The organism is Sphingomonas sp., from assembly GCF_026460985.1.
Lineage (GTDB): Bacteria > Pseudomonadota > Alphaproteobacteria > Sphingomonadales > Sphingomonadaceae > Sphingomonas.
On record NZ_JAPKNM010000016.1, the window covers coordinates 1 to 16,973 of the forward strand.

At 68.1% G+C, this 16,973-nt stretch carries 18 protein-coding genes; 10 read left to right on the forward strand and 8 right to left on the reverse strand.

Features of this window, described 5'->3' with window-relative positions; translation table 11 throughout:
• Positions 1–173: 173 nt before the first annotated feature.
• Positions 174–839: a histidine phosphatase family protein gene (locus MT490_RS03105; RefSeq protein WP_297384165.1), complete on the reverse strand. Its 666-nt coding sequence runs from the start codon at positions 837–839 to the stop codon at positions 174–176.
• 156 nt (positions 840–995) lie between these two features.
• Here MT490_RS03105 and MT490_RS03110 point away from each other — a divergent pair, with 156 nt between their 5' ends.
• From MT490_RS03110 to MT490_RS03125, 4 genes are all read left to right on the forward strand, one after another.
• Positions 996–1,574, forward strand: coding sequence for an outer membrane beta-barrel protein (locus tag MT490_RS03110; RefSeq protein WP_297384167.1), 579 nt, complete (start codon positions 996–998; stop codon positions 1,572–1,574).
• A 151-nt stretch (positions 1,575–1,725) separates the two neighbouring features.
• Positions 1,726–2,379: an outer membrane beta-barrel protein gene (locus MT490_RS03115; protein ID WP_297384169.1), complete on the forward strand. Its 654-nt coding sequence runs from the start codon at positions 1,726–1,728 to the stop codon at positions 2,377–2,379.
• A 131-nt stretch (positions 2,380–2,510) separates the two neighbouring features.
• A complete protein-coding gene (gene dnaN / locus MT490_RS03120; protein WP_297384171.1) occupies positions 2,511–3,623 on the forward strand; it encodes a DNA polymerase III subunit beta in 1,113 nt (370 codons plus the stop codon).
• Positions 3,624–3,731: 108 nt separating this feature from the next.
• Complete coding sequence (locus MT490_RS03125; protein WP_297384173.1) at positions 3,732–3,884, forward strand: hypothetical protein; 153 nt, start codon at positions 3,732–3,734, stop codon at positions 3,882–3,884.
• 21 nt (positions 3,885–3,905) lie between these two features.
• Here MT490_RS03125 and MT490_RS03130 read toward each other — a convergent pair whose 3' ends face one another.
• Positions 3,906–4,250: a hypothetical protein gene (locus MT490_RS03130; RefSeq protein WP_297384174.1), complete on the reverse strand. Its 345-nt coding sequence runs from the start codon at positions 4,248–4,250 to the stop codon at positions 3,906–3,908.
• A gap of 97 nt (positions 4,251–4,347) precedes the next feature.
• On the opposite strand from MT490_RS03130, the gene MT490_RS03135 reads away from it, so the two are divergent.
• Positions 4,348–5,109, forward strand: a complete 762-nt coding sequence (locus MT490_RS03135; RefSeq protein WP_297384176.1) for a Coq4 family protein — start codon at positions 4,348–4,350, stop codon at positions 5,107–5,109.
• 4 nt (positions 5,110–5,113) lie between these two features.
• Here the strand turns inward: MT490_RS03135 and MT490_RS03140 are convergent, their stop codons facing one another.
• Together MT490_RS03140 and MT490_RS03145 are read right to left on the reverse strand one after the other, a co-directional pair.
• The gene (locus MT490_RS03140) at positions 5,114–5,830 is read right to left on the reverse strand and encodes a hypothetical protein (RefSeq protein WP_297384178.1); all 717 of its coding nucleotides are present in this window, start codon (positions 5,828–5,830) and stop codon (positions 5,114–5,116) included.
• Positions 5,830–6,645, reverse strand: a complete 816-nt coding sequence (locus MT490_RS03145; protein ID WP_297384179.1) for a hypothetical protein — start codon at positions 6,643–6,645, stop codon at positions 5,830–5,832. Before MT490_RS03145 ends, MT490_RS03140 begins: the two co-directional genes overlap by 1 nt.
• 70 nt (positions 6,646–6,715) lie before the next feature.
• Here MT490_RS03145 and MT490_RS03150 point away from each other — a divergent pair, with 70 nt between their 5' ends.
• On the forward strand, positions 6,716–7,948 hold the full coding sequence (locus MT490_RS03150; RefSeq protein ID WP_297384180.1) for a DNA replication/repair protein RecF: 1,233 nt from the start codon (positions 6,716–6,718) through the stop codon (positions 7,946–7,948).
• A gap of 226 nt (positions 7,949–8,174) precedes the next feature.
• Here MT490_RS03150 and MT490_RS03155 read toward each other — a convergent pair whose 3' ends face one another.
• Positions 8,175–8,342 (reverse strand): hypothetical protein, encoded by a 168-nt coding sequence (locus MT490_RS03155; RefSeq protein WP_297384182.1) that lies wholly within the window; start codon positions 8,340–8,342, stop codon positions 8,175–8,177.
• Positions 8,343–8,380: 38 nt separating this feature from the next.
• Here MT490_RS03155 and MT490_RS03160 point away from each other — a divergent pair, with 38 nt between their 5' ends.
• The 3 genes from MT490_RS03160 (at position 8,381) to gyrB (ending at position 12,027) form a co-directional block, all read left to right on the forward strand.
• Positions 8,381–8,590 (forward strand): hypothetical protein, encoded by a 210-nt coding sequence (locus tag MT490_RS03160; protein ID WP_297384183.1) that lies wholly within the window; start codon positions 8,381–8,383, stop codon positions 8,588–8,590.
• 477 nt (positions 8,591–9,067) lie between these two features.
• Positions 9,068–9,397, forward strand: a complete 330-nt coding sequence (locus MT490_RS03165) for a metalloregulator ArsR/SmtB family transcription factor (protein ID WP_297384184.1) — start codon at positions 9,068–9,070, stop codon at positions 9,395–9,397.
• An 86-nt stretch (positions 9,398–9,483) separates the two neighbouring features.
• A complete protein-coding gene (gyrB, locus tag MT490_RS03170) occupies positions 9,484–12,027 on the forward strand; it encodes a DNA topoisomerase (ATP-hydrolyzing) subunit B (RefSeq protein ID WP_297384267.1) in 2,544 nt (847 codons plus the stop codon).
• A 48-nt stretch (positions 12,028–12,075) separates the two neighbouring features.
• Here the strand turns inward: gyrB and MT490_RS03175 are convergent, their stop codons facing one another.
• The 3 genes from MT490_RS03175 to MT490_RS03185 form a co-directional block, all read right to left on the reverse strand.
• The gene (locus MT490_RS03175) at positions 12,076–12,723 is read right to left on the reverse strand and encodes an energy transducer TonB (RefSeq protein WP_297384186.1); all 648 of its coding nucleotides are present in this window, start codon (positions 12,721–12,723) and stop codon (positions 12,076–12,078) included.
• Positions 12,724–12,726: 3 nt separating this feature from the next.
• On the reverse strand, positions 12,727–14,868 hold the full coding sequence (locus MT490_RS03180) for a TonB-dependent receptor (RefSeq protein WP_297384187.1): 2,142 nt from the start codon (positions 14,866–14,868) through the stop codon (positions 12,727–12,729).
• A 108-nt stretch (positions 14,869–14,976) separates the two neighbouring features.
• Positions 14,977–15,378: a hypothetical protein gene (locus tag MT490_RS03185; RefSeq protein ID WP_297384189.1), complete on the reverse strand. Its 402-nt coding sequence runs from the start codon at positions 15,376–15,378 to the stop codon at positions 14,977–14,979.
• Between the two features lie 245 nt (positions 15,379–15,623).
• On the opposite strand from MT490_RS03185, the gene hemN reads away from it, so the two are divergent.
• Positions 15,624–16,973: an oxygen-independent coproporphyrinogen III oxidase gene (hemN, locus tag MT490_RS03190; protein WP_297384192.1), complete on the forward strand. Its 1,350-nt coding sequence runs from the start codon at positions 15,624–15,626 to the stop codon at positions 16,971–16,973.

Genomic DNA, 16,973 nt, shown 5'->3' on the forward strand with positions numbered 1-16,973 from the left:
CCTTTGCCCCGGCCAGGTGGCGATGCTGGCGAAGGGCTGGGCGCTGCGATAGCGCTCCACCGGCCGCGCGATCGCGAAGCAACGCAGCGGCGAGGGATCGCGGAATGCGCCCCAATCGCCATAGGTCCCCAGCGCATCGCGCGGCAGCGTCGCGAGCAGCAGAGCCAGCGCGATCATGCCGGCGCCGCGCCGCGCCCGGTGCCGAGATGGACGACATGCTCGACTGCCTGCTCGATCAGCACGATCGATCCCTGCGGCAGATCGGGCGCCACCGGCGCGTCGAATTGCGGCATCACGTCGCCGCCGGTCATCACGCCGCGCAGGATGCGGCTCGACATGCCGTGCATGATCACCAGCCGGTCGCCGGGATCCGCGTCGGTATCGCGCAGCCAGCCCGACACCCGCTCGGCGATCGCATCATACCATTCGCCGCCCTCGGGAGGCCGCGTGTAGAGCCCGTGCTCGAGATCGAGAAAGGTGCCGACCTCTTCCTGCAGATCGGCATAATAGCGACCGCTCCACGCCCCCATGCCGATCTCGACCAGGCGATCGTCGGTCCGCGCCTGGTGCCAGTCGAGCTCGAGATGCTCGGCGATGACCGCCAGCGTCTGGAGCGCCCTGCCCGCGCTCGACGACCACAGGGTCAGCTTCGGCTTCGGGCCGAGGATCTGGCGCAGGGCCGCGCCCATCGCGTCGGCCTGGGCGAAGCCGGCGCGGGTGAGCGGGGTATGCGGATGATCGCCCTGCATCCGGCGCGCGATGTTGAACACGGTCTCGCCGTGGCGGGCGATGAAATCGCGGCCCTTCCTGTTGCTGACGGGGCGGTTGCTGGCTGGCATGCGTCTCTCCTCAGCGGCTCCGGGCGCCAAACGCAATGGCGGAATTGCGGCACGCCCCGATATTGCCTCGTTTCGTTCAGGCAACGAACAGGTGTCTTACCCCATCAGCACGCCGGCTCCGCGAAGGAGCCGCGTACCAGCAGATGGAGTATCGTAATGCGTAAGCTCATCCTCGCCGCGCTGTCGGCGTCCGCCCTGGCAACCCCTGCGCTGGCGCAGGATGCGAACTTCTCGGGGCCGCGCGCCGAGGCGATCGTCGGCTGGGACCATGTCAGCGACGATTCGATCAACAACGGATCGCGCGACGGCGTCGTCTATGGCGGCCAGCTCGGCTATGACTATCAGACCGGCAACACCGTGTTCGGCGTCGAAGGCGAAGTCACCGGCGCCAGCACCAAGGACACCGCGAACGGCGTGCTCGTCGCGGGCGACCGGCTGAAGGTCTCGGCGGGCCGCGACTTCTATGTCGGCGGTCGCGTGGGTTTCGTCGCGGGCAGCCGCGCGCTGATCTACGCCAAGGGCGGCTACACCAATGCGCGCTTCAACTCCGAATACACCTCCACCACGGGCACCATCGAGGACCATGACACGCTCGACGGCTGGCGGCTGGGCGCGGGCGCCGAGCTCAAGCTGACCGACAAGGCCTATCTCAAGAGCGAATATCGCTACAGCAACTATGGCGACGTCGGCGGGGCGCGCCACCAGGTGGTGGGCGGCGTCGGCATCCGCTTCTGACGGCCGCAGCCGGGCGTCTCAACAGACGCCCGGCTGTTGCTCAGATATCACGGTTTTTCCTGTTTATCTGGGGTTCATGCAACCTCGGACTCGCCTCCCCAGTTATGGCCCGGCTCGCTCGCAAGGCGGGCCTGTTACCCAAGGAGTAGTTATGCGTAAGCTTGTATTCGTCGCCGCCCTCGCCGCCTCGTCGGCGCTGGCCGCCCCCGCCTTCGCGCAGGACGCGGCCCCCGGCGGGTTCCGCGTCGGCGTGGTCGGCGGCCTCGACATCGTCCGTCCGGGCAGCAGCGAGGATTCGCGGATCCAAGGCGACGACCAGAGCATCGAAGGCGCCCTGTACGGCGTCGAGGCCGGCTACGACCTGCCCGTCGGCGGCGTCGTGCTCGGCGTCGAGGGCGAGCTCAGCGGCTCGACCGCCAAGGTCACGACCGACACCAGCGATCCCAACTTCTTCGGCTATGGCCGCGTCAAGGCTGGTCGCGACATCTATGTCGGCGCGCGCGTCGGCGTCCCCGTAGGCACCGGCACGCTGCTCTATGCCAAGGGCGGCTACACCAACGCCCGGCTGAACGTGACCGCCGACAACGGCACCACCACGACCGACGAGAATTTCCAGCTGGACGGCTGGCGTCTCGGCGCCGGCGTCGAGAAGTCGATCGGTTCCAACACCTATGCCAAGCTCGAATATCGCTACTCGAACTACACCAAGGCGGATTTCCAGTTCGCCAACGGCACGGTGACCGACACGTTCGACGTCGATACCGATCGGCACCAGATCGTCGCGGGCGTCGGCTTCCGCTTTTGAAGCCCGCAACGCCAATTTGGTGTGCATGAGAGGGTCGGGGCGCTTGCCCCGGCCCTTTTTGCCGTTAGACACTAATGTTCGAGCCAATCGTCAGCGCCCGGATTCGAGCGCGGCACCGGGGGTTTTGAGTGATGAAGGCGACGATCGAACGCGCAACTCTGTTGAGGGGCCTCAGCCACGTCCAGTCGGTGGTCGAGCGGCGCAACACGATCCCCATTCTCTCCAACGTGCTGATCGAGGCGCAGGCCGGCGGCGCGATGCGGCTGATGGCGACCGATCTCGACCTGCAGATCGACGAGACGATTCCCGCCGCGGTCGACCAGCCCGGCGCGATCACCGTCTCGGCGCACACCTTGTTCGACATCGTCCGGAAACTGCCCGAGGGCTCGCAGGTCGAGCTCGCCGCCGCCGAGGGCCGGATCACGGTCAATGCCGGCCGCGCCAAGTTCACGCTGGCGACCTTGCCGCGCGACGATTTCCCGATGATCGCCGAGGGCGAGCTGCCGACGACGTTCGAGCTCCCCGCCGAGACGCTCAAGCAGATCATCGACAAGACCCGCTTCGCGATCTCCACCGAAGAGACGCGCTACTATCTCAACGGCATCTTCCTGCACGTGACCGACGAGGCGACGCCGATGCTGCGCGCCGCCGCGACCGACGGCCACCGGCTCGCCCGCGTTACCGTCGCGCGCCCCGACGGTGCCGACGGCATGCCCGACGTGATCGTGCCGCGTAAGTGCGTCGCCGAGCTGCGCAAGCTGCTCGATGAGGTCGACGGATCGGTAGGCGTGTCGCTCTCGGGCTCGAAGATCCGCTTCGACCTGGGCCAGGCGATCCTGACCTCGAAGCTGATCGACGGCACCTTCCCCGATTACAGCCGCGTCATCCCGACCGCGAACGACAAGATCCTCAAGATCGATCCCCGGAGCTTCATGCAGGGCGTCGACCGCGTCTCGACGATCGCGACCGAGAAGACGCGCGCCGTGAAGATGTCACTCGATCGCGACAAGATCACTTTGTCGGTCACCAGCCCCGAGAACGGCGCCGCAGCCGAGGAAGTGCCGGGCGAATATGCCGCCATGCCCTTCGAGATCGGCTTCAACAGCCGCTATCTGATGGACATTCTCGGCCAGATCGAAGGCGACCTGGTCGAGGTCCACCTCGCCGACGCCGCCGCGCCGACATTGATCCGCGAGAACGACAGCTCGCCGGCGCTCTATGTGCTGATGCCGATGCGGGTGTGATTTCCTGCGCTCCGTCCGGGGCGCCGGTTATCCACGTAATTCCGCGAGTCGCATCAATACGTAGGATTTTGTTTCCACCTGCTGTGCTACAGCGTTGTCATGCACGGAATGGAAGCCCTGGTATCGTTCAACGACCGGCGCGCGCGCGAAGAGCGCGAGCGGGCGGAACGGGCGGGCAATGCGCGGGACCGTGCGCTCCACCTGGAAATGGCGTCGATCTTCGAGCGCCGCGCCGCGATCCGCAAGCGCCTGCTCCAATAGCCCGGTCTCGTCCGGTCCGGCTCACTCTGCCTTGATGGCGCTCACATCGGCACGCGCGCGATCGCGGACCGCCCGTACCCGGGCATCGGCCTGACGCTCGACGATCCGCGCCTCCTTGCGCAGCGCATCGGCGCGGGTCCTGAGCCGCTGCGCGTCGAAGTCGTTGGCGATCTCGGCCTGGGAGGCGATCGTGTCGGCCTCGGCGCGGATCGCCGCCGCCTGGTTGCCCGATGCCGAGCGGATCGCATCGGCCTCGGCGCGCGCGGCATCCTGGATATTGTCGATGCGCGCCTGCTCGGGAGTCCGGGGACCGCATCCCGCGAGCGCCAGGCCGAGAAATGCGGCGGGCACGATCCGGCTGCGCATCGGCTTCCTCCCTGTTCGACGATCAGGATGGACCGAATTGAACTTTCGGGCAATGGCTGCTATTAACACTCGTGTCAGTAATTTGAGCAGGCAGATCATGGCGACCCAGGCACCTGAGCCGTTCAATCCCGGCATCCCGATGAAGCGCGAATGGGGCACCGCGCTTTCGGCGCTGCGGCGTCTGCTGTCGAACGGCGACGACACCGAGCAGGTGTTCCGCATCATGCGCGCGCTGAACGGCGACGTCACGCAAAAGAATTACCGCAGGCTGCTCACCGTCCCCGGTGGCGGCAAGCTCGCCTATCGCCGGCTCGAGCTGGCCGAGCGCCTGTCCGACCGCGGCTGGATCGACGGTTTTGCCGAGGGCACCGTCGGCGCCGCCTATCGCAGCTTCCTCGACGCGACCGGCTATTCGGCCAGGGGGCTCGAAGAAGTCAGCATGAACGCCATCGGCGCCGAGGCCTTCACGATCGAGCATCCCTATGCCTGGATGGGCCGCCGCGAGCGCGACATCCACGATCTCTGGCACGTGCTCACCGGCTACAAGGCCGACGAGCATCTCGGCGAGGCGTGCCTCGTCGCCTTCTCTTTTGCGCAGACCGGTGGGCTCGGCTGGGCGTTCATCGCGAGCGGCGCGGCGCTCAAGAGCATCCGCATCACCGGCAAGCTCGATTTCATCCGCGCGGTGATCGAGGGATACCGCCACGGCAAGAAGGCCGGCTGGCTGCACGGCGAGGACTATGAGGCATTGCTCGCCGAGCCGATCGACGAAGCGCGGCGCCGGCTGAACATCGTCCCGCCCAAGGCCTATCGCGTCGCGCAGGCGAGCCTCGCCGAAGCGGGACTCACCGGGATCTGACGCCTTAGGGCTGCGGCGATGGCGGTGGCACGGCGACTCCCGTCTTCGCGTTCGGACCCGAAAGCGCGCGTTCGAAGGCCGCGGCGTCGACCACCGGACCGGGCAGCGCGAACCGCGCCGAATCGATCGGGGCCTTGCTCACCGAATTGAGCCGCAAGTCCACCATCATCGCCAGGCGGAGCGGCGCGCCCTTGGCGAACACTTGGCGGAGCAGCTCGGGGAGGTTCGATTCGGGGATCAGCCCGCCAAAGACCTGCAGCCCTCCGTCGAGCAAGCCGGCGAAGACCGCGGAGACCGGCGCGAGATCGGCGTCGGGGGCGATCACCGCCTCGATCCGGTTCCCGCCCGGCTTGTCGAGCGCGACCGTCCACAAGGTGCCGCGGCGCCCGGCGATCTCCTCCTCGCTCCCCTTGGTCAGCACCAGGTCGCGCCGCGCCTCGGTCGACTTGGCGAGCTCGCCGCGCAGCTTGGTCTCGACGAGGTCGAAGAACGCCTTCCGCTCGACGACGTGCGGCGTCGCCCCCTGGAAAATGACGACATACTCCGCGCCGCTCCGCCGCATCAGCATGAACTTGCCGGCGATCTCGGCGCGATAGTCGCCATTGTCGTCGACTTCGATCGTGAGCGCGTCGCGGTCGAGCTGATAGCGCGCGGTGACGTCGGCGGCCGCCGGCAGCGGCGCCAGCGAAAGCGCCACCGCGGCGAGCATCCGCCAGCGCATCACTTCGCCTGCGGGCGCGGCGACGGGGCTTGGGGCGCCTGAGGCGCCTGGGGAGCCGGGGTCTCCATCATCACTGGCGGCGGGCCGGACGGCGCCGCCTTGGCCGCGGCACGCGCACGATCGCGCTCGGCGACCAGCCGGGCCTTGAGCCCTGCTTTGTCGAGCACGGTCGGCAGCGCGAACACCTTGGCGTCGATCGGCGCCTTCTCGATCTTGTCGAGCTTGAGCGTATTGTCGAAGCGCAGCACCATGCCCTTGCCGAGCATCTCCTCGACGAGCTTGTCGATCTTGCCGCCGCCGCCCTGCAGCTGCTGCATCCCGGCGCCGAGCCGCGTCTGCATCGACAATGCCTTGCCGACATGGGCGAAAGCCGAATCGCTGCTGACCACCGCGTCGACGGTCTGGCCCGGAACGCCCTTTGCCGGATCCTTGGGAGTGATTCTCCAGATATCGCCCTTCATGCCGGCGATCGTGTCGGTGCCCGTCTTGGCGAGCTCGAACTCGCCCTGCTCCGGCGGCGCGGGGCGAGGCTTCATGCCGTCCTCGCGCGCCAGCTCGCCGATCACCGCGAGGAAATCGTCCATCTTCGCCGCGAACGGCCCCTTGGCGTCGGTCGTCACCACATAGTCGACGCCGCCCTTGTGGACGAGCGCCTGCTGGCCGCTGTCGAGCCGCGCGTCGCCATTGGCCGCGGCCTGGACGGTGATCACGCCGGGGCCGCCCGTCAGCGCGTAGCGGGCAGTGACATCCTCGGGCGCCTTCGAGCAGGCGGCAAGGGCGAGCGCCGCGACGGCGGCGATGCAGATACGGATCATGAGGTCTCCTTTGCGCCTACATCGGCGAAGCGCTGTCCGGCGGCAAGTGGCTGCGCTAGGGGTGCCCATAATGGCCGTCACGCGACTTGTCCTGACCGATTTCCGCAACCATCGCGACGCCGTGCTCACGCCCGGCGCGGGCTTCGTCGTGCTCACCGGCGAGAACGGCGCCGGCAAGACCAACATCCTCGAGGCCGTGTCGCTGCTCGCGCCGGGCCGCGGCCTCAGGCGCGCGCCGCTCGCGGAGATGGTGCGGCAGGGCGCCGCGGGCGGGTTCGGCGTCGCGGCGAATATCATAGCCCCTCCCCTTCAGGGGAGGGGTTGGGGTGGGGCCTGGCCGCAAGCGAACGGTCTCGATGAGACATCTCCCGCCCCCAACCCAGCGCTGGGTCGGTCAGGCTCCCAGCCCGACCTGAATAGCGCGGGCCGCTATTCGCCCAGCGCTCCTGAAGGGGAGGGGCTTGTTACTATCGGCACGGGCACCCAGCCCGACGCGCCCGAGCGGCGGCTGGTGCGGATCAACGGCGCCGCGGCGGCCGCGACCGCGCTCGCCGAATGGGTGACGGTGCTGTGGCTCACCCCGGCGATGGACCGGCTGTTCGTCGAGGGCCCCGGCGAGCGCCGCCGCTTCCTCGACCGGCTGACGCTGGCGCTGGCGCCCGGCCATGCGCACCATTCGACGCGCTACGAGGCCGCGATGCGCCAGCGCAACCGGCTGCTCGCCGACGAAGCCCCCGCCGATCCCGAATGGCTGACGGCGCTCGAGGCACGCATGGCCGAGCACGGCGCGGAGATCGACATGGCCCGCCGCGCGATGGTGGACGCGCTGGCCGAGCGGATCGCGCACCAGCCCGAAGGCGTGTTCGCCCGCGCCGGGCTCGCCATCGAAGGGTGGCAAGGCGATGCCCAGACGCTCGCCCGCGACCTGCGCGACGGCCGCCGGCGCGACGCCGCGGCGGGGCGCACTCTGGCCGGGCCGCACCGCGCGGACCTGCTCGTCACGCATCTCGGCAAGCAGCAGCCCGCGCATCTCTGCTCGACCGGCGAGCAGAAGGCGCTGCTGCTCGGCCTCGTGCTCGCGCATGCCGAACTGGTCGCGGATCGCGTCGGCCGCACGCCGATCCTGCTGCTCGACGAAGTCGCCGCGCATCTCGATCCCGGCCGCCGCTCGGCCTTGTTCGAGCGGCTGGCGGGCCGCGGCCAGGTCTGGATGACCGGCACCGAGCCCGCATTGTTCGAAGCGGTCCCCGGCGAGGCGACGCGCTACGCCGTCGCGCACGGGACGATCGAACATCTGGGCTGAGACGCCGGCAGCCAACCGGCCGCGACCCCCGCTTCTCTATTCTTTCGAAGCTATTGTCTTGCGAAGCTATTGAACCGCTCGTCGCCGTTCGATAGCCGGAGCCGCTCGATCGTAACGCGCGAGGAATGAGCATGAGAAGGGTCTGCAGGTCGTCGTCGTCATCGTGGTCGCGCTGCTCGCCATGAGCGTGAGCTATCATTTCATGCGCGGATGAAGCAGCGCCGGCTCAGGCTTCCGCACGCCTGAGCAAGTCGAACGCGTCGACCGGCGCAGCACCGGAAATGATCGGCACCGCAACCGTTCGACTATAAAGAACTACCTCCGATGTCCGCTCGCCCCTCGCCATCTCGTCGACGCGGGGCATCGCGCATTCGAATATGATTTCCTTGCTCATCGGACGAGCAGGGAGAGGGTATTCGCATGAAAAATTTCATGACCATTGCGCTTCTTGCGGCAGGTGCCGCCGTGTCGTCCGTCGCCTTGGCGGCGCCGTACGAAGTCTATGCGACCAAGGCCGAGTGCAAGGCGGCGGCGAAAGCCGCGAGCTGGGCCGGCGAGATCGTCGGCGACTGCCGCTTCGTCGACGGCGGCTGGACCTACGAGCCCGAAGCCTGCGACGACGGCCAATGCCTGCCTGATTGACTTTAAGCCCCTCCGGGAGGGGCTAGGAATTAGGTCGTATCGGCATTCAAATCCTCCCCCGCCAGGGGGAGGTGGCGCCGAAGGCGACGGAGGGGGAGGTAAGCAGCGTACTCTCCAATTGAGCGCAGTGCTTCCGCCCCCTCCGTCACGCTGCGCGTGCCACCTCCCCCTGGCGGGGGAGGATTGAAAGCACCGCTCGCCTGAATGTCGATCCCGTCCTAGGAACTAGACGCCCCGCTCATCCCCTCAAATCCCCTGGCAATGTAGGATTTGTTCTGCTTCCGTTCCCACATGAACGGTCCGCAGACTCCTCCCGCCTCGTCGCGCCCGGTCCGGGCTCCCACGCGCGCGCGTACGTATCCGTCAAGTTCGTCAACCGGCAGACCGCCCGAAATGCCCGAGAACGGCGGAAATCCGTCATTCCCGGATCCAACCAGAAGGTTGGATCCGGCGGCGCTCATTGCGTTCGCCAACCTGATGGTTGGCAAACGGCTCGACTCCACCTTCCACGCCCTCGCCGATCCGACGCGCCGGGCGATGCTCGCGCGGCTCGCTGAGGGCGAGAAATCGGTGAGCGAGCTGGCGCGGGGATTCGCGATGAGCGGCACCGGCGCCGCCAAGCACCTCGCCGTGCTCGAGGCGGCGGGGCTCGTCCGGCGGCGGCGCGAGGCGCGCCGCAGCCTCTGCGCGCTCGATGCCGATCCGCTGGCCGAGGCGGCATTGTGGCTGCGTCGCTGGCACCGGTTCGAGAGCCGCTCGGCCGCGCGTCTCCGTGCGATGCTCGACGCCGCGGAGCGCATCGCATGACGGCCACCCGCGCCGCGATCCCGCACCATGGGCACCCCGCCCCGCCGCGCGCCATTTTGCTTCCGTTTCGCAGGGAGCGACCCTATATGCTGGGCATGGCGACGAACGACGATAGCACCCCCGAAAACCTCCCCAACGCAAATGCCTATGGCGCTGAATCGATCAAGGTCCTCAAGGGCCTGGACGCAGTGCGCAAACGCCCCGGCATGTATATCGGCGACACCGACGACGGCTCGGGCCTCCACCACATGGTGTTCGAGGTCTCGGACAATGCGATCGACGAGGCGCTGGCCGGCCATTGCGACCGGATCATCATCCAGCTGAACGCCGACGGATCGGTCTCGGTCGAGGACAATGGCCGCGGCATCCCCACCGGCATCCATCCCGAGGAAGGCGTCTCGGCGGCCGAGGTCATCATGACCCAGCTCCACGCCGGGGGTAAGTTCGAGAACACGTCGGACGACAATGCCTACAAGGTCTCGGGCGGCCTGCACGGCGTGGGCGTGTCTGTGGTCAACGCGCTCTCCGAGTGGCTCGATCTCAACATCTGGCGCGACGGCGAGGAGCATTACATGCGCTTCGCGTTCGGCGACGCGGTGGCCCCGCTCAAGGTGATCGGCAAGGCCGTCGATGTGGAGGGGAACGCCAAGAAGGGGACGCGCGTCACTTTCCTCGCCAGCCCCGCGACCTTCAAGATCACTGAATATGATTTCGAGAAGCTCGAGCACCGCTATCGCGAGCTCGCCTTCCTCAATTCGGGCGTGCGCCTGTTCCTGCGCGACGCGCGGCACGAAGAGGTCAAGGAAGTCGAACTGTTCTACGAGGGCGGCATCGCGGCCTTCGTGAAGTGGCTCGATCGCAACAAGACTCCGCTGATGCCCGATCCGGTGGCGATCGCCGGCACGCGTGACGACGTGACGATCGACGTCGCGCTCGAGTGGAACGACTCTTACTATGAGAACGTCCTCTGCTTCACCAACAACATCCCCCAGCGTGACGGCGGCACCCACCTCGCGGCGTTCCGCGCGGCGCTCACCCGCACGATCAACAATTATGCCGACAAGTCGGGCGCGCTGAAGAAGGAGAAGGTCACCCTCACCGGCGACGACATGCGCGAGGGGCTCACTGCGATCGTCTCGGTCAAGCTGCCCGATCCCAAGTTCAGCTCGCAGACCAAGGACAAGCTCGTCTCGTCCGAGGTGCGCCAGCCGCTCGAGAGCCTGATGGCCGACAAGCTCGCCGAGTGGCTCGAGGAGAATCCCGCGGTCGCACGCCAGATCATCCAGAAGGTGATCGACGCCGCCGCCGCGCGCGAGGCCGCCAAGAAGGCGCGCGAGCTCACTCGCCGCAAGGGCGTGATGGACATCGCCAGCCTGCCCGGCAAGCTCGCCGACTGCCAGGAGCGCGATCCCGCCAAGTCCGAACTCTTCCTCGTCGAGGGCGATTCGGCCGGCGGATCGGCCAAGCAGGGCCGCGACCGCCACTTCCAGGCGATCCTCCCCTTGCGCGGCAAGATCCTCAACGTCGAGCGCGCGCGCTTCGACCGGATGCTGTCCAGCCGCGAGATCGGCACTTTGATCCAGGCGATGGGCACCGGCATCGGCCGCGACGATTTCAACCTCGAGAAATTGCGCTACCACAAGATCGTCATCATGACCGACGCCGACGTCGACGGCGCGCATATCCGCACGCTGCTGCTGACCTTCTTCTACCGCCAGATGCCCGAGATCATCGAGGCGGGGCACCTCTTCATCGCCCAGCCGCCGCTCTACAAGGCGAGCAAGGGCCGGTCGGAAGTCTATCTCAAGGACGATGCCGCGCTCGACCAGTATCTGGTCGACGCCGGGGTCGGCGGGAACATCCTCGAGACCGCGGGCGGCGCGCGCAACGGCGACGACCTGCGCGAGCTCGTCGAGCATGCGCGCCGCATGCGGACCCTCATGCGCTACGTGCCGCGCCGCTACGATCCGATGATCATCGAGGCGCTGGCGCTGGGCGGGGCGCTCGATCCCAATGCGACGCGCGAGCAGCATGCCGGGAGCCTCACGTCGGTGGTGACGCGGCTCGACGCGGCGGACGCCGATGCGCGCTGGTCGGCGCGCGTGACCGAGGACGGCGGCTATCATTTCGAGCGGGTGTGGCGCGGGGTGACCGATCACCACATCGTCGAGGCGGCCTTCCTCGTCTCGGCCGAGGCCCGGAAGCTCCACGCGCTCGCCTCGGAGCAGGCCGAGAGCTATCTGGTCCCCTCGAAGCTGGTGCCGTCCAAGGCGATCCCCGCGACCGAGGTCGAGGCGGTGCAGGCGCTGGAAGGCGAGGAGGCCGAGGAGCCGGTGACCGTGACCAAGGGCCAGGCCCTGGTCTCGCGCCCCAGCCAGTTGCTCGACGCGATCCTCGCCGCGGGCCGCAAGGGGCTCGCGATCCAGCGCTACAAGGGGCTGGGCGAGATGAACGCCGAGCAGCTCTGGGAGACGACACTCGATCCGCAGAACCGCTCGATGCTGTCGGTCCAGGTCGACCAGGCCGATGTCGCCGACGCGATCTTCACCCAGCTGATGGGCGACGTGGTCGAGCCGCGCCGCGAGTTCATCCAGGAGAATGCGCTGAGCGTCGCGAACCTGGACGTGTGATCGGCGGTCCGTCACTGATCGGCCGGGCGAGCAGGCGCGGATCGCTCATCAGCTGAAGCTGAAGGGGATGGTGAAGCGGCGCCGATCGTCCGCCAGCCCGTCGGGCGGAAGCGGAAGCGGCGCCGCGCGGCGGACCGTGCGTATCGCCAAGCGATCCAGCATCGGGTCGCCGCTGGGCACCGCGATCAAGGCGTCCTCGAGCGCACCGCTCCGGGTCACCGTGAAGGCGATCACGGTCGTCCCCTCCAGGCGGATGCCAGGTGGCCGGCGCGCAGCGATATGCGCCCAGAGTCGGGCGGCATATTCGCGCAGGATCGCATTGTCGGCCGTCGCCGGTGCTTGCTCGCGGAGCGGAGCTGCGGGCACCGCCACCATCGGGGACGAAGCCGCGGGCGACGCCGGGACCTCGGCGACGACTGCCTCCGGCGCACCGCCTTCCGGTGCCGGCAGCGGGCGGTCGCTCGGGCGCGGTTCGAACGCGCGTTTCGCCGGCGGGGCCGCCCGTGGCCGGTGGGGCGGCGCGGACTCCGCTTCGGGTTGCGGGAACGCGACGTCGAACGTCTTGAGCGCATCGGGACGGACCGGCACCCTGCCCGTTCCCGCTCCGAGCACCAGCAGCGCAGGCACCATCGCGCCGTAGACCGTGGTGGTCATCGCCAACCCCCAGAGCCGATCGGAGAGCGTGAGCAGCTTCATCGCTCAGAACCTCACGCTCATGCCGAGATTGACGCTGCGTCCGCGCCCCGGCACCCGCCGCACCTCGCCGCTTGCCCGATAATCTCCGAGCGATACTCCGCCGAGCGGCAGGTCGTAGGCGGCGTCGAGCAGGTTCTCGACATCGAGGCTGAGGCGAAGGTTGCTCCAGCCATAGCTGGTGCCGAGATTCACCAGGGCATAGCCATCGGTCCGCGGCTCGTTGCGCGTCGCGTCGACTCGAGTCTTGTCGGCCACCCAGGCCAGCGCGGCGTGGCTTTCCCAGCCCCCCAGCTTATGGTCGAACCTGAGCTTCGCGTGGAACGGCATCTGGTGATAGAGCGCGCCGCCATCGGCCAGATTGTCGCCCTGCGCCCAGCTCGCGGCGAGCGACAGCCTGGCGCTTCCGACGCGTGCATTCTCCCAGAGCGGCAGCGTCCCGGAGACGTCCAGGCCGTAGAAACGCGCCTCCCCATTGGCGAACTGGAGCTGCACGAAGCCCGTGGGCCTGCCCATGGCGTCGGTCAGGTCCTTGATCCGCACGACGTCGACATAGTCCGCCACATGCGTGAAGTACGGCGCAAGGCGAAGCGTCCAGGACCGCTCCCCGGCGCCGCTGAACGTCGCCGCCGCGCTCAGCGTATCGGCGCGTTCGGGTGCCAGATCGAGCTTCCCGACATAGCCGTTTCCGTCGCCGAACCAGCCGATCATGCGGCTCGACATCGAGCCTCGCCCCCAACTGTAGCGTTCGTAGATATTGGGCGAGCGCACCTTGCGCGCATAGCCGAACTCCAACGCAACACGCTCCGACGGCGCATAGCGGGCGATCGCGCTGCCGCTCCAATTGGAGTCGCGACGGCGACGCTCGGCGGCATTGAAGGCGGTGGCCGCCGCCGCGTCGGCCATGCTCATCATGCCGGTCGAATAGGGCTGCACCGTGCCTGTGTTCATCCAAAGCCGGTCTTGGCGGATGCCGATGACGGTCGAGAGCCGGCCGTCCCACGCCCGCTCCCATTCGAGATAGCTGCCCAGGCGATCGCGCGTGGCGGCGTTGATGTTCACATAGGTGTTCGGGCCCATCATCATGCTGCCCGCGACCGGCGGCCAATGATCGTCGAGCCATTGGTGATGGAATTCGCTGCCGATCCCGAGCGTGTCGCGCACCGACAGAGGAAAGCGCAGCTTCAGCGCATAGCCCGCTATGTGCGTCTCGGTCAGCATGGGCATCCCGCCATTGGCAGTGCCGCCCTTGTCTTCGAGGAAGTTCATCTCGTGATCAGTGTCGCGATAGTGCACCGAGAGGTCGGCATCGCCCCAGTCGAACACGCCCCTATAGCGGCCGCTTACGAACCAGGACCGATTGTCGGTCATGTCCATATACTGGTTGGGAAAGCCCTCGCGGGGCGCGCGCTGGAAGCCGGCCTTGAGCTCGAACTGCCCGATATCCGTCCTTGCGGCGAAGGCGACGGCGTGATCGGTCTTGGCATATTCCGAGGAGCGGACGACGCCATCGTCGCCGCCGCCTTCATAATTGGCCGATTGGGTATAGGAGCCGTTGTAGGTGAGGCTCAGCTTGTCGCTGGCTGCCGTCAGCGAGAGCGCGCCGCCGAAGCCGTCGCCATTGCTGCGATAGAAGGCGCTTGCCCGGCCGGTGAACAGCGTCGCACCCGAGGCAGCGAAGCGCGACGGCAGCGTCTCGACGCTGATCGCGCCGCCGATCGTGTCGCCGCCCAGGCTCACCGGCGTGACACCGGTAAGCGCGCTGATCGTGCGCACGGTCTGCGGGTCGGTGAACGAGAGCGGCGGCGCCATCTTGTTGGGGCAGACGTCGTCGATCCGCACGCCGTCGACGAGGATCGCGATGCGATCGGCCTCGAGCCCGCGGATCACGGGCAACGAGGCGACGCCGCCGGCGTCATAGGCGCTGACACCGGGCAGATCGCGGACGATCGCGGCGGTGTCGCTGGTACGAACGGCGTCGCGCGCGATCCGCTCGCGGTCGCGGCTCTCGCCGGCCTCGCCGCCGGTGTGCTCGGAGGTGACGTCGACGGTCGGGAGCGCCGTCGCTTGCTGCTGCTGCGCGATCGCTGGAACCGGGGAGAGCAGCGCCACCGTGGCGAGCAGGCGTGCGTGGATGTGTTTGTTCATGGCGTGTCTCGAACTGGGCGGCGCGCCGAGCGCCGCGGGGTCAGGACGCGCGCTCTCCCTGGGGCGCGCGAAGCACTCCCGAAGAGCGGCACGGTCGTGGGAAAGGTCTCAGGCGATGGCCCGCGGCGGCCCCTGGCTCGGCGGCGGCGGGGCCGACATGAGGGTCGGTGCGGCCTCGGACCGGACGGCCGCGGCAGCGACGTCCGTGTCCGCGAACGCAATCGGCAGCCACGGCGCCGGCGCTTGCGGCAGATGCGGTACAGCCAGGCCGGCAAAGACGCAGGACGAGGTGTCCGCGCTGCGCGGTGCCTTCTCACCGTGGCGATCCTGATCGCCCGGCAGGTCGGCAAGCAGCGGTCCGGTTCCGGGGCACGCGACGAAGGCAGCCCCCAAGCCCGAGCCGGCGGGTACCGGCATGATGCCGCCCGGGAGCAAGGCGCGCAGCAACAGCGCGAGACTTGCCAGCCAGAAGGCGGCAGCCAGCCTGTCGGTACGTCCAGCGGCCCGCATCGCTCGTCTCCATCGCGGACGGGATTGTCCGCAGCATCGATGTGGCATCGAAACGCCCGCCGGGCAGTGATCCACATCATTTCCGCGCGCGCCTCGCAATCTCGCGAAGAAGCGCGGGCACGCCGCCATTAGCCGCACGCCATCGCCGTCAAAAATCCGGAGCGTGCCCATCCGGTGCGTACCCGAGGCGCGGATGCGTCTCGCTTGGGTTAGGCGGCGAGTACGAGACATGGAGGAACCCGGACGTGACGCCCGAGATTGTCGCGCGTTATGCGGATCGACCGCTGCCGCGATACACCAGCTATCCCACTGCCCCGCATTTCACCCCGGGGATGACGCCCGCGCGCTATGCGCATTGGCTCGGCGAGCTGCCCGAAGACCAGCCGGTCTCGCTCTATCTGCACGTGCCCTTCTGCCGGTCGATGTGCTGGTATTGCGGCTGCCACACCACGATCACCGCGCGCGAAGCCCCCATCATGCGCTATCTCCAATCGCTCCACGCGGAGATCGACTGGGTCCGCCGCGCCGCCGGCAACCGGCTCGGCGCGCGGCACATCCATTTCGGCGGCGGCACGCCTAGCCTGATGGGACCGGAGCCGTTCCTCGCGCTGATGCGCGATCTCTCCGACGCCTTCCGGCTCGACGCGGAGAGCGAAGTCGCGATCGAGCTCGATCCGCGCACGCTCGAGCCGGCAATGATCGCCGCGCTGGCCGAGGGCGGCGTCACGCGCGCGAGCCTCGGCGTCCAGAGCTTCGATCCCGCCGTACAGCGCGCAATCAACCGCATCCAGAGCTTCGAGCAGACCGCGGCGGCGACGATGGGATTGCGCACGGCGGGTGTCGCGCGCGTCAATTTCGACCTGATCTACGGCCTTCCGCAGCAGAGCGTGCAATCCTGCCTCGACACCGTCGCGCAGGCGCTGACGCTGCTGCCGGATCGTTTCGCGGTGTTCGGCTATGCGCATGTGCCGGGATTCAAGATCCACCAGCGCAAGATCGACGAGGCGAGCTTGCCGGACGGCGGTGAACGCCATGCGCAGGCCGAGGCTATCGCAGAGATGCTCGAGGCGGCAGGCTATGTCCGGATCGGCCTCGATCATTATGCCCGCGCCGACGACGAACTCGCCCGCGCCTTCGCCGAAGGCCGGCTGCACCGCAATTTCCAGGGCTATACCACCGATGCGTGCGAGACGCTGATCGGCTTCGGCGCGTCCTCGATCGGGCGGCTGCCGCAGGGCTATGTCCAGAATGCAGTGCTGATCGGCGAATATCAGAAGCGTGTCGCGGCAGAGGGCTCCGCCGCTGCCAAGGCCTGCGCCTATCAGGGCGAGGATCGCCTCCGCGCCGCGATCATCGAGCGGCTCATGTGCGACTATCGCGCCGATCTCGGGCAGCTCTGCGCGCGCTATGGCGAGGATTCGGCGCGGCTGCTCGATGGCACCCGCCTCGGGCAGCTGATGGACGACGGCCTCGCACGCCTGCGTGGCGAAGTGATCGAAGTGCCCGAGGAAGCGCGGCCGCTCGTCCGCGTGGTGGCGGCCGCCTTCGACCAGTATCTGGGACAAGGACCTGCGCGACACTCGCGCGCGATCTGA

Bases quoted from the DNA above. Each gene is read 5' to 3' on its own strand.
- MT490_RS03105 (WP_297384165.1), bottom strand. From the start codon at position 839: ATGCCAGCCAGCAACCGCCCCGTCAGCAACAGGAAGGGCCGCGATTTC.
- MT490_RS03110 (WP_297384167.1), top strand. From the start codon at position 996: ATGCGTAAGCTCATCCTCGCCGCGCTGTCGGCGTCCGCCCTGGCAACC.
- MT490_RS03115 (WP_297384169.1), top strand. From the start codon at position 1,726: ATGCGTAAGCTTGTATTCGTCGCCGCCCTCGCCGCCTCGTCGGCGCTG.
- dnaN (WP_297384171.1), top strand. From the start codon at position 2,511: ATGAAGGCGACGATCGAACGCGCAACTCTGTTGAGGGGCCTCAGCCAC.
- MT490_RS03125 (WP_297384173.1), top strand. From the start codon at position 3,732: ATGGAAGCCCTGGTATCGTTCAACGACCGGCGCGCGCGCGAAGAGCGC.
- MT490_RS03130 (WP_297384174.1), bottom strand. From the start codon at position 4,250: ATGCGCAGCCGGATCGTGCCCGCCGCATTTCTCGGCCTGGCGCTCGCG.
- MT490_RS03135 (WP_297384176.1), top strand. From the start codon at position 4,348: ATGGCGACCCAGGCACCTGAGCCGTTCAATCCCGGCATCCCGATGAAG.
- MT490_RS03140 (WP_297384178.1), bottom strand. From the start codon at position 5,830: ATGCGCTGGCGGATGCTCGCCGCGGTGGCGCTTTCGCTGGCGCCGCTG.
- MT490_RS03145 (WP_297384179.1), bottom strand. From the start codon at position 6,645: ATGATCCGTATCTGCATCGCCGCCGTCGCGGCGCTCGCCCTTGCCGCC.
- MT490_RS03150 (WP_297384180.1), top strand. From the start codon at position 6,716: ATGGCCGTCACGCGACTTGTCCTGACCGATTTCCGCAACCATCGCGAC.
- MT490_RS03155 (WP_297384182.1), bottom strand. From the start codon at position 8,342: ATGAGCAAGGAAATCATATTCGAATGCGCGATGCCCCGCGTCGACGAG.
- MT490_RS03160 (WP_297384183.1), top strand. From the start codon at position 8,381: ATGACCATTGCGCTTCTTGCGGCAGGTGCCGCCGTGTCGTCCGTCGCC.
- MT490_RS03165 (WP_297384184.1), top strand. From the start codon at position 9,068: ATGGTTGGCAAACGGCTCGACTCCACCTTCCACGCCCTCGCCGATCCG.
- gyrB (WP_297384267.1), top strand. From the start codon at position 9,484: ATGCTGGGCATGGCGACGAACGACGATAGCACCCCCGAAAACCTCCCC.
- MT490_RS03175 (WP_297384186.1), bottom strand. From the start codon at position 12,723: ATGAAGCTGCTCACGCTCTCCGATCGGCTCTGGGGGTTGGCGATGACC.
- MT490_RS03180 (WP_297384187.1), bottom strand. From the start codon at position 14,868: ATGAACAAACACATCCACGCACGCCTGCTCGCCACGGTGGCGCTGCTC.
- MT490_RS03185 (WP_297384189.1), bottom strand. From the start codon at position 15,378: ATGCGGGCCGCTGGACGTACCGACAGGCTGGCTGCCGCCTTCTGGCTG.